12 protein-coding genes and 1 pseudogene are annotated in these 13,223 nt (G+C 71.5%); 7 read left to right on the top strand and 6 right to left on the bottom strand.

The features are described from left to right. Window positions 1-185 precede the first annotated feature (185 nt). The 4 genes and pseudogenes from BLR33_RS08635 to BLR33_RS08620 form a co-directional block, all read right to left on the bottom strand. A complete protein-coding gene (locus tag BLR33_RS08635; RefSeq protein WP_176930178.1) occupies window positions 186-818 on the bottom strand; it encodes a DUF6000 family protein in 633 nt (210 codons plus the stop codon). A 3-nt stretch (window positions 819-821) separates the two neighbouring features. Continuing rightward, window positions 822-1,190: a hypothetical protein gene (locus BLR33_RS08630; RefSeq protein ID WP_245771262.1), complete on the bottom strand. Its 369-nt coding sequence runs from the start codon at window positions 1,188-1,190 to the stop codon at window positions 822-824. Between the two features lie 179 nt (window positions 1,191-1,369). Beyond that, the gene (locus BLR33_RS08625; RefSeq protein WP_093783681.1) at window positions 1,370-1,741 is read right to left on the bottom strand and encodes an antibiotic biosynthesis monooxygenase family protein; all 372 of its coding nucleotides are present in this window, start codon (window positions 1,739-1,741) and stop codon (window positions 1,370-1,372) included. Between the two features lie 170 nt (window positions 1,742-1,911). Continuing rightward, window positions 1,912-2,289 (bottom strand): annotated as a pseudogene (locus BLR33_RS08620) (VOC family protein); the annotation flags it as partial. Window positions 2,290-2,398: 109 nt separating this feature from the next. On the opposite strand from BLR33_RS08620, the gene BLR33_RS08615 reads away from it, so the two are divergent. Next, window positions 2,399-3,367, top strand: coding sequence for an Lrp/AsnC family transcriptional regulator (locus BLR33_RS08615; protein ID WP_245771294.1), 969 nt, complete (start codon window positions 2,399-2,401; stop codon window positions 3,365-3,367). Window positions 3,368-3,582: 215 nt separating this feature from the next. Here BLR33_RS08615 and BLR33_RS08610 read toward each other — a convergent pair whose 3' ends face one another. Next, window positions 3,583-5,100, bottom strand: coding sequence for an endo-1,4-beta-xylanase (locus tag BLR33_RS08610; protein ID WP_143031657.1), 1,518 nt, complete (start codon window positions 5,098-5,100; stop codon window positions 3,583-3,585). 586 nt (window positions 5,101-5,686) lie between these two features. Here BLR33_RS08610 and BLR33_RS08605 point away from each other — a divergent pair. The 6 genes from BLR33_RS08605 (at window position 5,687) to BLR33_RS08580 (ending at window position 11,909) form a co-directional block, all read left to right on the top strand. After that, on the top strand, window positions 5,687-7,141 hold the full coding sequence (locus tag BLR33_RS08605) for an extracellular catalytic domain type 1 short-chain-length polyhydroxyalkanoate depolymerase (RefSeq protein WP_093783678.1): 1,455 nt from the start codon (window positions 5,687-5,689) through the stop codon (window positions 7,139-7,141). Window positions 7,142-7,484: 343 nt separating this feature from the next. Further along, complete coding sequence (locus BLR33_RS08600; RefSeq protein ID WP_093783677.1) at window positions 7,485-8,345, top strand: class II fructose-bisphosphate aldolase; 861 nt, start codon at window positions 7,485-7,487, stop codon at window positions 8,343-8,345. Window positions 8,346-8,351: 6 nt separating this feature from the next. Continuing rightward, window positions 8,352-9,221 (top strand): HAD-IA family hydrolase, encoded by an 870-nt coding sequence (locus tag BLR33_RS08595; protein ID WP_093783676.1) that lies wholly within the window; start codon window positions 8,352-8,354, stop codon window positions 9,219-9,221. A gap of 14 nt (window positions 9,222-9,235) precedes the next feature. Further along, window positions 9,236-9,895 (top strand): dihydroxyacetone kinase subunit DhaL, encoded by a 660-nt coding sequence (gene dhaL / locus BLR33_RS08590; protein ID WP_093783675.1) that lies wholly within the window; start codon window positions 9,236-9,238, stop codon window positions 9,893-9,895. Between the two features lie 43 nt (window positions 9,896-9,938). Further along, window positions 9,939-10,934: a dihydroxyacetone kinase subunit DhaK gene (gene dhaK / locus BLR33_RS08585; RefSeq protein ID WP_093783674.1), complete on the top strand. Its 996-nt coding sequence runs from the start codon at window positions 9,939-9,941 to the stop codon at window positions 10,932-10,934. Between the two features lie 183 nt (window positions 10,935-11,117). After that, on the top strand, window positions 11,118-11,909 hold the full coding sequence (locus tag BLR33_RS08580; protein ID WP_093783673.1) for a hypothetical protein: 792 nt from the start codon (window positions 11,118-11,120) through the stop codon (window positions 11,907-11,909). Window positions 11,910-12,250: 341 nt separating this feature from the next. On the opposite strand, the gene BLR33_RS08570 is transcribed toward BLR33_RS08580, so the two are convergent. Further along, on the bottom strand, window positions 12,251-13,189 hold the full coding sequence (locus BLR33_RS08570; RefSeq protein ID WP_093783671.1) for a LysR family transcriptional regulator: 939 nt from the start codon (window positions 13,187-13,189) through the stop codon (window positions 12,251-12,253). Between the last annotated feature and the right edge of the window lie 34 nt (window positions 13,190-13,223).

The raw sequence follows: 13,223 nt of genomic DNA, 5'->3' as shown, positions 1-13,223 counted from the left end.
CGGCTCGGGCCCTGGACAGGTGCGGGACCCACGTCGTGATCCCGGTCAAGTGCTCGGGCCTCGGTCCCTTGGCCGTCAACCGCTCCACGAACTCATCTGCGGTGGCCCATTTTGAGCCGCTGAAGTCCATGTGGGCCGGCAGCCAAGGGGGTCCGTGGAGTCGTGCTGCAGCTCATCGGCTGCGGCTACGGCCTGGTCCAGCCGTTGGCGAAATCGCATTGGAGGTCCGTCCGGCGGTGACACGCGACAGGGGCGAAGGCGGGGTGGTCGCGGAGGTGAGCGAGGGCATTGACCCACTGCTCCCACAGGCCACCGGGCTGGGTGAAGCGGTCGGCTCGGTGGGTGCCGAGGTGGGCGTCGAGGCGCAGGAGGGCACCCAAGGCGGCGGGTTGGTCGTAGCGGAGGTCGGTGCGGGGGAGGTAGTGCTCGAGATAGGCGGTGAGGATCTCGGCGTCCGCGTGGGTGCCGAAGCGGGCCAGGGCGAAGCAGTAGGCGCCCCCGGAGAAACAGAACTCGCCGGCCAGGAGCAGGTCGCCGAGGCGTTCGCGAAACGTGGCGCGTCGGCCCACGCCGATCAGCCAGGCGGCGGTGAGGCGTGAGCGCCACTCGTATCCGAGGAGGGCCTCCAGTTCGGCATCGGTGATCGTGACCGAGTCGTCGATGAGGTGATGGGCGAAACGTTCGGCGTGAGGCCACTCGGGCCGCAGGAATCGACCACTTTTCAGGACGAGGTAGCGCGCGCGGCCCGGGTCCTTCCTCGTCACGTAGCGCTCGATGACGTAGCCGTAGCCGATTTCCTCGGGGTGCTGGGACGGCATCGGTCACCTCTCCGGGTACAGGTCGGTACGGTCCATCCACGTGGGGGCGACGAAGATGGTGTCGCCGACGGGGGCTTCGGAGGCTTCCAGCAGGGACCACGTGCGGGACTCCTCGACCAGGTGCTCCCAGGGCGCGGTCCAGTCGAGTTCCCAGTCCAGACCGGTGCCGGATATGCCGTCTGTGCGGCCGGCGTCCACCCGCCAGAACTGCGAGTAGAGGATCACCTGGGCATGGTCGGCCAGGTCGTTGACGACCTCGGCGAAGTGGGTCGAGGGCAAGCCTGGGGCGTCGTCCGCGGCGGCGGCTCGTAGGCGCGCGGTGAGCGGCGGGACGACGGGGGTGCGGGCGCCGAGTTCGGTCAGGGCAGCCACACGCGGTGCACGCAGCAGGGGTAGGGGTGTCGGTCACTCACCCCCGGAGTCTCGTTGAGGGCTCGGCTTGGGCACCACGCCTTTTCGCTTCCGCGGCCCGCCCGACCGGTCCGCAGCCTGTCCGCAGGACAGCCGTGAACCCCCGTCGGAACCCAATGCACACCTTGGCTGCCGTGGGTTCAGGCGACGCAGATTCCTGGGACGGGGTGTTTACGGAAGAGGTGGGGGGTGGCGGTGAGGCTGGGCGGGTAGAGGGCGCGGGCGGCTGCTCGGGTGGTGGTGTCGAGGCGGGCCGTCCGGTAATGGGCCGTCGACTCCCATACGGCGTGGTTGAGGAAGGTGCTGCTGCCGGCGATGCCGCGGTACAACTGGGTGGAGATGAAGCCGGGTTGCTTCTTCAGGGCGGCCGCGTCGGTGGACCAGGCCAGGAGCAGTTGGTCCACGTCCTCGGGGGCCACACGCAGGATGTTGACCAGGACGACCGGGCCGCCGCCCTCGTCCAGCTGGTCGGCGAGGGTGACGCGCGGGTCCAGTTCGGTGAATCGGGGCATGGCACGGCTTTCGGATGGGGTAGGGATGGGGCTGCTCGCTCGGGAGTTCGGTGGCCCGGTCGGCGGTGCGCTCAAAGATTCGCTCAACGGCCCGGTGCGGGAAGGTCCGGGAGCTTCCCGTTCGCCGTCAACTCTTCGGTGAGCAGCGGGTTGACGTGCTCGGCGGTGAGGCCCCCGCTGCCGTACGGGCGCGTGATGATCTCCAGCTCATGGCCGCTCGGGTCGTCGAAGTAGACGCCGCGGCCGTCATCGAGGCGGTTGACGGCTCCCGCGAGCTGGTGGCGTGGGTCCGCCCAGTAGGCGAGGCCGCGCTCCTGTATCCGGCCGAAGATCGCGTCGAACTCGTCCTCGCTGACCAGGAAGGCGTAGTGCTGGGGCGCGATGGTGTCCTCGGTCGTCATGAAGTCGAAGGTGACGTCCGGGCTGACCTGCACCATCACGAAGTGGCCGAGGGATACCGGGGGTTCGAAGCCGAGCATGTCGGCCAGGAAGCGGGCCGAGGCCCCGGCGTCGCGGGACCGGACGATCTGGTGGTTCAAAACGCTCATGGGCCGATTGTTGGCCACACGGTCCCGGTCGCCCCAGGGGTCGGGCGATTTGCAGCAGCTACTTCCATGAAGTCGCGGAGAACACGTCTAAAATACGCCCGTGGACGTCATGGATCAGCAAATCCTCCAATCTCTGATGCTCGACGGCCGGGCCCCGATGCGGCGGATCGCGGAGGTGGTCGGGGTGTCGGAGCAGACCGCCACTCGCCGCTACCGCGCCATGCACGAGGCGGGGGTGCTCCGCGTACTGGTCAGTGAGGCGACTGCCTCGGCCCGGCGCGGGCTCTGGCTGCTGCGGCTCCAGTGCCGGCCGGCAGCCGCAGCCCACCTGGGCGAGGTGCTCGCCGCGCGCGACGACGTCTCCTGGGTCGCGCTGCACTCAGGCGGTGCCGAGTTGATGTGCACGACGACCCTCCCGGCCGACGCCGCCTGTGGAACGGGAGTGCTGCCGCGGATCTCGCACACGGCGGAGGTGCTCTCGTTCAGCACGTACCTGGTGCTGCACTCGTACTCCGGAGGCCCCGCCGAGTGGTCCGGGTTCGACGAGCCGCTGGGCGAGGAGGCGAAACGGCATCTCCTGCAGGGGCGCGATCCCTCCCGGCGGCAGGAGGCGTACGGTCATGTGCTCGCCGAGGACCGTGCCCTCATCGATGAGCTGCGCCGAGACGGCAGGGCCACCGCGTCCGCGCTGTCCCGTACGCTCAACTGGCCGCTGTCCCGCGTCAGAAGCCGGCTCCAGACACTCCTGGACAGCGGCGCGGTCAGCGTGGACGTGGACGTGATGCTGGAAGCGTTCGGCTACCGGATCTCGGCGACGCTGCTCCTCCAGGTCGCCCCGAACCTCATCGTCCCCGTCTGCGAGGCACTGTCCTCGCACCGGCAGACCAGCTGGGTCGCCGCGGTGACGGGTTCGGCGAACGTCGTGGCGGCGGTGACCTGCCGCGACAGCGCGGAGCTCTTCACTTACGTCACCGAACAGCTGGGCGGCCTCCCCGGAGTCCTCCACGTCGAGGCGGTCCCCCTCCTCACCAGGCTCAAGCAGTCCGCCACCCGAGTCTCCAACGGCCACTTCGTGTAGCTGTGTCGCTCACGAAGCAAGGCCGACGAGGAGCACGACGTCATGGAGATCGTCTCCGACTCGTGGCTCGCTGCCACTGCTGGCTCGCCGGGTTTGTTTTGGTGGTGGGCGGCGCGGCGGGGTGGGGGGCCCGTCGCGCCGCTGTTCACCGTGGGGGGATCACTGTGGGGGGATGACCGGGGTTGGTGGGTGGTGCGGTGGGTGCTGTGGGGGGGTCAGTTTGTGGTGCAGGTGAGGGTGGGGGGTGGGGTGGGGGTGCCGCCGTTGACGACGTAGCCGAAGGTGGTGGAGGCGTTGGGGGCGAGCTGGCCGTTGTAGGGGGCGTTGGTGGCGGTGGTCTGGCTGCCGGAGGTTCCCTGGACGGCGTTCCACAGTGACGCGATCGTGGAGCCGGAGGGTTGGGTCCAGGCGACCTTCCAGCCCGAGATGGTGCTGCTGCTGGTGTTGGTGACCGTGACCTGTGCCTGGTAGCCGCCCGTCCAGGCGTTCACCGACGCGAACACCGCCGAGCACCCCGACCCACCGGAACCACCCGTCGTACCCGAGGTCGTGCCGCTCGTCGTACCCGAGGTCGTGCCGGACGTGGTGCCGCTCGTCGTACCCGACGACGTACCGGACGAAGTCCCGGACGTCGTGCCCGAACTCGTACCCGCCGACGTACCCGAACTCGTGCCGCTCGACGTACCGGACGACGTACCGGACGAAGTCCCGCTCGACGTCCCCCCGTTCGTCGCCCCCGTACCCGTACCGTTCAACGCGTTCAGCACCGCCGTGTACGACGGCTTCTTGCTGTAGTTGCCGTCGAACAGCAGGGGCGTGTCGCTGCTGCGCCACGAGTACTTGTCGGTGATGCCCCACACCGTGATGCCCGTGCAGCGCTGGATCGCCATGCACGCCTGGACGACCTTGGTGTAGCTGTCGGCCTGGGCGGTGCCGGAGCCGGCCACGTCGAGTTCGGTGATCTGGACGTCGACGCCGAGGTCGGCGAACCGCTGGAGGTTGGCCTGGTAGTCGGACGTCATCGGCGAGGCGCTGTTGAAGTGCCCCTGGAAGCCGACGCAGTCGATCGGCACGCCGCGCGCCTTGAAGTCCTTGACCATGTTGTAGACGGCCGTGCTCTTCGCGTTGATGCCGTCGATGTTGTAGTCGTTGTAGCAGAGCTTGGCGTTGGGGTCGGCGGCCCGCGCGGTGCGGAACGCGTGCTCGATGTAGCCGTCGCCGAGCTTGTCCTGGAAGGGCGAGCTGCGCCGGGCGCCGCTCCCGCCGTCCTGGAACGCCTCGTTGACCACGTCCCACGCGTAGATCTTGCCCTTGTAGTGGGTCATCAGCGACGTGATGTGGTTGTCCATCGCGCTCTGCAGCGCGCTGGCCGACAACCCGCTGACCCAGCCGGGCAGTTGGGAGTACCAGACCAGCGTGTGCCCACGGATCTTCATGTTCTGGGCCTGCGCGTGGGCGACGATCTGGTCGGCTGCGGAGTAGGTGAAGACGCCCTGGGTGCTCTCGGTGGCGTCCCACTTCATCTCGTTCTCGGGGGTCACCGCGTTGAACTCGGTGTCCAGCGTGGACGCGTACTGCGCCTCGCCCAGGTGGCTCGCGGCCACCGCGGTGCCGAAGTAGCGGCCCGAGGCGGCCGCGGAGGCGCCCAGGGTACTGGCGGCGTGCGCGGTGCCGGCCGTCGTCAGCAGGCCGGCGGCGGCCACCGCGCCGGCCGTGACCGCGCCGAGTGCCAGCCGAACGCCCTTGCGGCGTACGCGTCTTGCGCCCGGCTCCAGGGGGTGGGGGGATGCAGGGATCACTACGACCTCGTCTTCCGGTTGGCCCGGTCCGGCGTTGCTGGTGAGGGCGACACCGGGTGGGCGAGTGGGGGGAAACCATTCGCGAGGGTGCGGCCGACCACGGGAGGAGGCCGCTGCACGGCGTGGTCGGGTGTCGATCGCTGACGAGTCTGGCTCCGCACCGGGCCGAACGTCAACGGTGCGTTTCCGAAATCGCCGGGAAACTTACGACCCGCCAGCAGTAGTTCGGGTCGCACCGGCTGAACCGTCCATTGCCCGGCCGATATTGGGGAGAAGCGCACGGGCGACGCCCAACTTCGGGCGCAGCAGCAGGACTTTGAGTGACGGCTCGCTTCACACCGTCGTCACACGCCTTGACGCGCGCCCGCGGCGCCCCTACCGTTTCCCGAAACATTCGCAGAGGTGTCGAAACTTTTCGCCGCGGCCGCAAGGCCGACCATCCCCCCACAACACGCCGTCCGCCGCCGGGAAGGAGAGGCCCGTCGGCGGACGGCGGGTCCCGGAAAGGACACCATCCGCCATGCCCCGGAAGAGGAGCAGCAGACGGCTGCTCGTCGCCCTGCTCATGGGTGTCGTGCCGCTGATCGCGGCGCTCCTGCTCGCCGCGACCTCGGCCACCAGGGCCAGCGCGGCCTCGCTCACCGAGGTCACCGGCTTCGGTGACAACCCCAGCAACCTGCGCATGTACGTCTACGTGCCGAACAGCGCCCCGGCCCATCCGGCGATCCTGGTCGCCGTCCACCAGTGCACCGGCTCGGGCCCCGGCTTCTACTCGGGCACCGAATTCGCCTCACTCGCCGACCAGTTCGGCTTCATCGTCGTCTACCCGTCGGCCACCCGCAGCGGCAGCTGCTTCGACGTCTCCTCGCCGCAGGCGCTCAAGCGCGGCGGCGGCAGCGACCCGGTCGGCATCATGTCGATGGTCACGTACACCGAGCAGCACTACGGGGGCGACGCCTCACGCGTCTACGTCACCGGCGCGTCCTCGGGCGCGATGATGACCAACGTCCTGCTCGGCGACTACCCGGACGTCTTCAAGGCCGGCGCCGCCTTCATGGGGGTGCCGTTCGGCTGCTTCGCCACGACCGACGGGTCGTCCTGGAACAGCACGTGCTCCAGCGGCCAGTCGATCAAGACCCCGCAGCAATGGGGCGACCTGGTACGGGCGGCCGACCCTGGCTACAGCGGCCCGCGGCCGCGCATGCAGCTGTGGCACGGCACCGCGGACACCACGCTCGCCTACCCGAACTTCGGGGAGGAGATCAAGCAGTGGACGAACGTGCTCGGTGTGAGTCAGACGCCGGTCCTCACCGATCACCCCCAGTCCACCTGGACCCGCACCCGCTACGGTGACGCGGGCACGCAGCCGCCGGTCGAGGGGATCAGCGTCCAGGGCGCGGGCCATGTGCTGCCGACAAGCGGCATGGCGGCGAAGGCGATCGCGTTCTTCGGCCTGGACGGCACGGGGGCGACGAACGGGGGTACGTCGAGCGGGACTTCGTCCGGTACGTCGTCCGGTACGTCGAGCGGCACGAGTTCGGGTACGTCGGCGGGTACGAGTTCGGGCACGACGTCCGGTACGTCGAGTGGGGCGTCGTCGGGTACGACGAGCGGCACCACGTCCGGCACGACCTCGGGTACGACGTCGGGTTCGACGGGTGGTTCCGGTGGGTCGGGGTGCTCGGCGGTGTTCGCGTCGGTGAACGCCTGGACGGGCGGCTACCAGGCACAGGTCACGGTCACCAACACCAGCAGCAGCACCATCTCGGGCTGGAAGGTCGCCTGGACCCAACCGTCGGGCTCCACGATTGCCTCACTGTGGAACGCCGTCCAGGGCACCTCGGGCAGCCAGACCACCGCCACCAACGCCCCCTACAACGGCCAGCTCGCCCCCAACGCCTCCACCACCTTCGGTTACGTCGTCAACGGCGGCACCCCCACCCCACCCCCCACCCTCACCTGCACCACAAACTGACCCCCCCCACGGCACCCACAGCACCCACCGCACCACCCACCAACCCCGGTCATCCCCCCACAGTGATCCCCCCACGGTGAACAGCGGCGCGACGGGCCCCCCACCCCGCCGCGCCGCCCACCACCACCACCAGCGCGTGAGCGCTCCCGGCAGGGCTCGACGGACACCGCGATCCCAGCCGCCCCCTTCACAACCGCGGCGCTCGCAGGAAACGCCGTACTCGCCGCCACCGCACCAGCGTGCACCCCTCCTGCCCGCGGGGAGCGCTTCGTGTTCGAGTGGCGGGGTGGCGGGCGGGGGCGTCGAATGGAAGTGGCCCGGCCCCCGAGCGCTGGAGGCGAATGTGTCCGTCGTGCCGCTGCGAGAGATCCTGGCTGACGCGTTCGACAAGCGGTACGGCGTGCCGGCCATCAACATCTTCAACGACCTGACGCTGGAGGCCGTGCTCGCCGCGGCCGTGGAGCGGCGCTCGCCGCTGATCGTGCAGACCTCCGTCAAGACGGTGAAGTCGATCGGCAGCGACGTGCTGTACCGGATGTGGACGGCGATGACGGACGGTATCGACGTCCCCGTCACCCTGCACCTGGACCACTGCCCGGAGCGGGCCGTGATCACCGAGTGCCTGGAGCGCGGCTGGAACTCCGTGCTCTTCGACGCCTCCCGGATGCCGGTGGCCGAGAACACCCGGCAGACCGTCGAGGTCGTCGCCGAGGCCCGCCGGCACGGCGCCGACGTCGAGGGCGAGATCGAGTCGATCACCGGCGTGGAGGACGACATCGGCTCCGACACCGCCGCCGCCCAGCAGGACCTCGCCGTCGCGCTGGACTTCCTGCGCACCACCGGGGTGGACGTCTTCGCCCCCGCCATCGGCAACGCCCACGGCTCCTACAAGCGCGCCCCCGTCCTGGACTTCCAGCGGGTCTCCGACCTCGTCGCGGCCCACCCGCTGCCCATCGCGCTGCACGGCGGCAGCGGGCTGTCCGACGAGCAGTTCCGCGACCTGATCGGCCGCGGCTGCGCGAAGGTCAACATCTCCACCGCGCTGAAGGAGACGTACATGAAGTCCAACCTGGCGTTCCTGCGCGCCGCCGAGGAGAAGGACAAGTGGGACCCGCCCTCCCTCTTCCGCGCGGTGCGGGCCGACGTCGTCGAGCTGGCCGGCTCCCTGATGACGCTCTTCGGCAGCGCCGGCCGGGCCGGGTGACGCGCCGTGCCGCCCGCGCTGGTCTTCGACTGCGACGGCGTCCTCGCCGACACCGAGCGCTACGGCCACCTGCCCGCCTTCAACCAGACCTTCCAGGAGTTCGGGCTGCCGGTGCGCTGGAGCGACGCCGACTACGCCGAACTGGTGAAGGTCGGCGGCGGCAAGGAGCGCATGAAGACGCTGCTGACCCCGGACTTCATCGCCAAGGTGGGCCTGCCCTCCGACCCCGACGCGCTCGGCACCGAGGTGGCCCGCTGGCACCGGCGCAAGACCGAGATCTACACCGGCATCATCGCCGGCGGCGCCATCCCGCCCCGGCCGGGCGTACGCCGGATCGCTGCCGAGGCGCACGCCGCTGGCTGGCCGCTCGCGGTCGCCTCCACCTCGGCCGAGCCCTCCGTACGGGCCGTGCTGGACTTGGCCGCCGGGCCCGAACTGGCCGCGCACTTCAGCGTGTTCGCCGGCGACGTGGTGCCGCGCAAGAAGCCCGCGCCGGACATCTACGCCTACGCGGCCGAGCGGATGGGCCTGGACCCGGCGCAGACCATGGTGGTCGAGGACAGCCGCAACGGGATGCTCGCCGCGCTCGCTGCCGGCCTGCCCTGCACGGTCACCACCAGCGCCTACACCGGCCAGGAGGACTTCACCGGCGCCGCGCTGGTCGTCAGCACCCTGGGCGACCCCGCCGGACCCGAGGCGGGCGGCGCGGGCACCCAGGATCTGCGGGGCGGGGACGGCCCGGACGGTTCCGGCGCCGTCACCACCGAGGTCCTGGCCGACCCCTTCGGCATCGACCCGCGCCCCTACGTCCGCCTGGCCGACCTCGCCGCCCTGATCGGCCTTGCCGCCAAGAACCCCGGAACCGGGCCGCACTGAGGAGCCGGAGAGCCATGTCATCACCCTCGTCTTCCCCCAGCGACCTGGAGTTCGTGGTCGCGACCATCGCCCACACGGCCGTGGACAACGAGCGCGTGTTCGGCGAGCTGGACGCGGTCGCCGGCGACGGCGACTTCGGCTACTCGCTGGCCCGCGGCTTCGAGATCGTGCTGGCCGACTGGGACACCCTCGACCGCGGCTCGCCCTCGGACTTCCTCAAGCAGACCGCCCTGGTGATCTCCAAGCGGGTGGGCGGCACGTCGGGCCCGCTGTGGGGCACCGCCTTCCTGCGGGCGGCCGGCGCGGTACGGGACCGGGCCTCCTTTGCCGACCTGACCGGCGACGACGCCGTGGCGATGCTGCGGGCCGCCGCCGAGGGCATCAAGGCGCGCGGCAAGTCCGACCTCGGCGACAAGACGCTGCTGGACGCGCTGATCCCGATGACCGACGCGCTCGACAAGCAGCTGCACTCCGGCGGGGGCGGCGGTGCGGAGCTGGCCGCGGTCGCCGCGTCGGCGGCCCGCAGCGCCGCGGACGCCACCACGCCGATGCTGGCCAGGCGCGGCCGGCAGAGCTACACCGGCGAGCGCAGCATCGGCTCGCCGGACCCGGGCGCGGTCGCGGTGGCGGTGATGGCCGAGCGGATCGCGGCGGAGTGGGGCGCCCGCGGCTGACGCGAGGCCCGAAGGCACTCGGGGAGAGTGAGGGAGCGAGCCCATGAAGAAGTTCGTCAACGACCCCAAGAACTACGTGGCGGAGATGCTCCAGGGGCTGGCCCTGGCCAACCCGGACACCCTGCGCTACGTGCCGGAGTACAACCTGATCATGCGTGCGGACGCGCCCCAGGAGGGCAAGGTGTCCATCGTGCAGGGCTCGGGCTCCGGCCACGAGCCGGCGCACGTGATGAGCGTGGGCCCGGGCATGCTGGACGCGGCCTGTCCCGGCGACGTCTTCGCGGCGCCGCCGGCCGACTACGTCTACGAGACGGTCAAGCTCGTCGCCTCGCCCAAGGGCGTGCTGCTGCTGGTGAACAACTACACCGGCGACCGGATGGCCTTCGAGATGGCCGAGGAGCTGTCGCAGGCCGACGGGATCGACGTGCGCACCCTGTTCGTGGACGACGACGTGGCCGTGCAGGACTCGACGTACACCGTCGGGCGGCGCGGGGTGGCCGGCAACTTCTTCGTGCTGAAGGCGGTCGGCGCGGCGGCCGAACGGGGCGCGGACCTGGACGAGCTGGTGCGGATCGGCGAGAAGGTCAACTCCGTCACCCGGACGATGGGCATGGCGCTGACCGCCTGCACCCCGCCGGCCAAGGGCTCCCCGCTCTTCGACCTGCCCGCCGACAAGGTGGAGATGGGCGTCGGCATCCACGGCGAGCCGGGCCGCCGCCGCGAGCCCCTCCAGCCGGCCGAGGCGCACGTGCGCGAGCTGCTGACCGCGGTGGTGGACGACCTGCCGTTCGTCTCCGGCGACCAGGTCGCGCTGATGGCCAACGGCCTGGGCGGCACCCCGATCGGCGAGCTCTACCTCGTCTACGGCCTGGCGCACCGGCAGTTGGCCGAGCGCGGCATCGAGGTCCGGCGCTCGTACGTGGGGGAGTACTGCACCTCGCTCGACATGGCCGGCGCCTCGCTGACGCTGGTCCGCCTGGACGACGAGATCGCCGACCTGCTGGCCGCGCCCGCGCAGACCCCGATCCGCGTCTTCTGACCGCCGCCGCAACGCCCCAGCCGGCCCGGGCCCGCCGCCGCACCCCGCCGTGCGGTGGCGGGCCCGCGGCCGTTCGGGTCCGGAGCCGTTCGGGTGACGTTCGGTAGGCGTCCGGTTGCGGTCGGTGCGTGTCGGACTTTGACTTGTGCCGGACGGGGGTAAGGCGGTCGAGAGGAGTACACGATGCTGTCGGTGCGCGGACTGTTCACGGCGATCCTGGACAATGACGACGCCTATCGGCTCTTCTGCTCGATCGCGGCCAGCGGCGAGGCGCAGGGCGGCTGGGAGAACGGGCGGATCGCGGCCCTGGTGCCGCCCACCCAGCGCGAGCTGGCGCCCAAGATCGCCCGGCACGGCGCGGACGAGGACAAGCACGGCCGGATCTTCACCGGGCTGCTGCGCAAGCGCGGCCTGGAGCCGGTGGCCGTGCCGCCCGAGACGGACTACACGATGCTGCTGGAGCGGGCCGGGATCGGCCTCGCCCACGCGCGGCTGCGGCGCGACGAGCCGCTGACCGAGCTGGACATCGTGACCTACCTCGCGCACAGCCGGGTCACCGAGCAGCGCGCCTCGGAGCAAATGGGGCTGCTGGAACGGCACTTCGCCGACCACCCGGAGATCGGCAAGGCGGTCCGGCAGATCTCGGCCGACGAGGACAACCACCTCGCCTACTGCCACGAGGAGCTGCTGCGGCTGTCCGCCGAGGGGCACCGGGGGACGATCCGGCGCATCCTGCGCGAGTGCGCGCTCGCGGAGATCCGGGTGCACCGCGAGGTGAGCCTGGCGGTCATGGCCCGCATGGGCCGCATCCTCGGCTGGTCGGCGGCCACCGCCGCCGCCCTGCGCGCCGGCATCCACGCCACGTATCTCTACGAGCGCGTGCACGGCTGGCGCCGCATGACCACCCTCACGATGCCGGCCCGCCGCAACGCCCTGGGCACCCCGGCCACATCCGAGGCAGCCGCGGGCATCTAGGACCGGGGCACCGCCGGTCGTCGGAGCCCGACTCCCGCTCGCGGGAAGGGGGAACCGTGCGGGTCGGCCCGAGACAGTGGCTCGCATGCTTCCGCTGCCGGAGCTGCCGGAGCTGCCGGAGCTGCCGGAGCTGCCGGAGCTGCCGGAGCTGCCGGAGCTGCCGGAGCCCTCCGTGGGCCCTACGGCAGGGGCAGTGCCGGTCGCCGGAGCCCGGGTCGCCGGAGCCCCCGTCCCTCGCGGTCAGCGGGACCCGCGCGGGACGTCCGCGGCCCTGGGGCCGCACACTTCCGCTGCCCGAGCCGCCCGCCCCTCCTGCACGGCAACGCCGCCCGCTCGGCGGTTCACGGTCCGCCGGGCGGCTCGTCGTGGTCCCCGGGGGTCGTCCCGGTGGCCAGGCGGGCCGCGGTGACGTACGCGCGGACCAGGGGGCCGGCCTTGCCGCGGGGCCAGGCGACGGCGAAGCGGCTGGGGGAGATGCCCCGCACCGGCCGGGTGCGCACCCCGCCGAGCGTGATGAGCGGCGCGTTGCCGGCCGCGAGCAGGACGACGCCGAGCCCTGCGACGAGCGCCTCGTACGTCTCCTCGTTGGACGCGATCTCCGCCCCCACCCGGGCCGGGTGGCCCCCGCGGGCCTCGAGCGCGAGCCAGTAGTCGCGCAGCGGGCCGGCGGAGGGCGGCAAGGCGAGGAACGGCTCGTCCAGCAGCGCGGCGAAGTCCACCGGCTCGCTCGGGTCCGCGGCCGCGAGCCGGTGCCCGTCGGGGAAGGCGACCAGCCGCGGCTCCTCGGCGACGACCGCGTACCCGTAGCGGTGCTCGTCGGGCAGCGGCAGCCAGACGAAGGCGACGTCGCTGGTGCCGTCGGCCAGGCCCGCGGTCGGGTCCTGCCAGCCCACGTGGCGCAGCCGCAGCGACGCCTCGGGGTGCGCCGCGGCGAACCGCGAGCGGACGGCGGGCAGCAGGCCGCCGCGTCCCGGGCTCGTGCTCATGCCGACCACCAAGGTGGCGCGCTGCGCGGCCTTGGCCGCCTCGACCGCCTGTGCGGCCTGCTCCCAGGCGGCGAGCACCGCCCGCGCGTGCGGCAGCAGCGCGGCGCCCGCCGCGGTGAGCGCCACCCCGTGCCGGTCGCGCACCAGCAACTCGGCGCCCAACTGCCGCTCCAGCGCCCTGACCTGCTTGCTCAGCGCGGGCTGCGAGACGAACAGCCGCTCGGCCGCCCGGGTGAAATGCAGCTCCTCGGCGACGGCCACGAAGTAGCGCAGGTCCCGCCCGTGCACGTCCATAACCGATGGTTATCACCGTGGGTCTTGGACCGGC

It is taken from the genome of Actinacidiphila guanduensis (genome assembly GCF_900103985.1).
GTDB lineage: Bacteria > Actinomycetota > Actinomycetes > Streptomycetales > Streptomycetaceae > Actinacidiphila > Actinacidiphila guanduensis.
The sequence above is the reverse complement of the archived record's forward strand: the minus strand, read 5'-3'. Positions and strand labels throughout refer to the sequence as shown.

Excerpts from the sequence above, each read along its gene's own strand:
- BLR33_RS08635 (WP_176930178.1), bottom strand. The coding sequence starts at position 818 with ATGCCGTCCCAGCACCCCGAGGAAATCGGCTACGGCTACGTCATCGAG.
- BLR33_RS08625 (WP_093783681.1), bottom strand. The coding sequence starts at position 1,741 with ATGCCCCGATTCACCGAACTGGACCCGCGCGTCACCCTCGCCGACCAG.
- BLR33_RS08615 (WP_245771294.1), top strand. The coding sequence starts at position 2,399 with ATGGATCAGCAAATCCTCCAATCTCTGATGCTCGACGGCCGGGCCCCG.
- BLR33_RS08605 (WP_093783678.1), top strand. The coding sequence starts at position 5,687 with ATGCCCCGGAAGAGGAGCAGCAGACGGCTGCTCGTCGCCCTGCTCATG.
- dhaL (WP_093783675.1), top strand. The coding sequence starts at position 9,236 with ATGTCATCACCCTCGTCTTCCCCCAGCGACCTGGAGTTCGTGGTCGCG.
- dhaK (WP_093783674.1), top strand. The coding sequence starts at position 9,939 with ATGAAGAAGTTCGTCAACGACCCCAAGAACTACGTGGCGGAGATGCTC.
- BLR33_RS08580 (WP_093783673.1), top strand. The coding sequence starts at position 11,118 with ATGCTGTCGGTGCGCGGACTGTTCACGGCGATCCTGGACAATGACGAC.
- BLR33_RS08570 (WP_093783671.1), bottom strand. The coding sequence starts at position 13,189 with ATGGACGTGCACGGGCGGGACCTGCGCTACTTCGTGGCCGTCGCCGAG.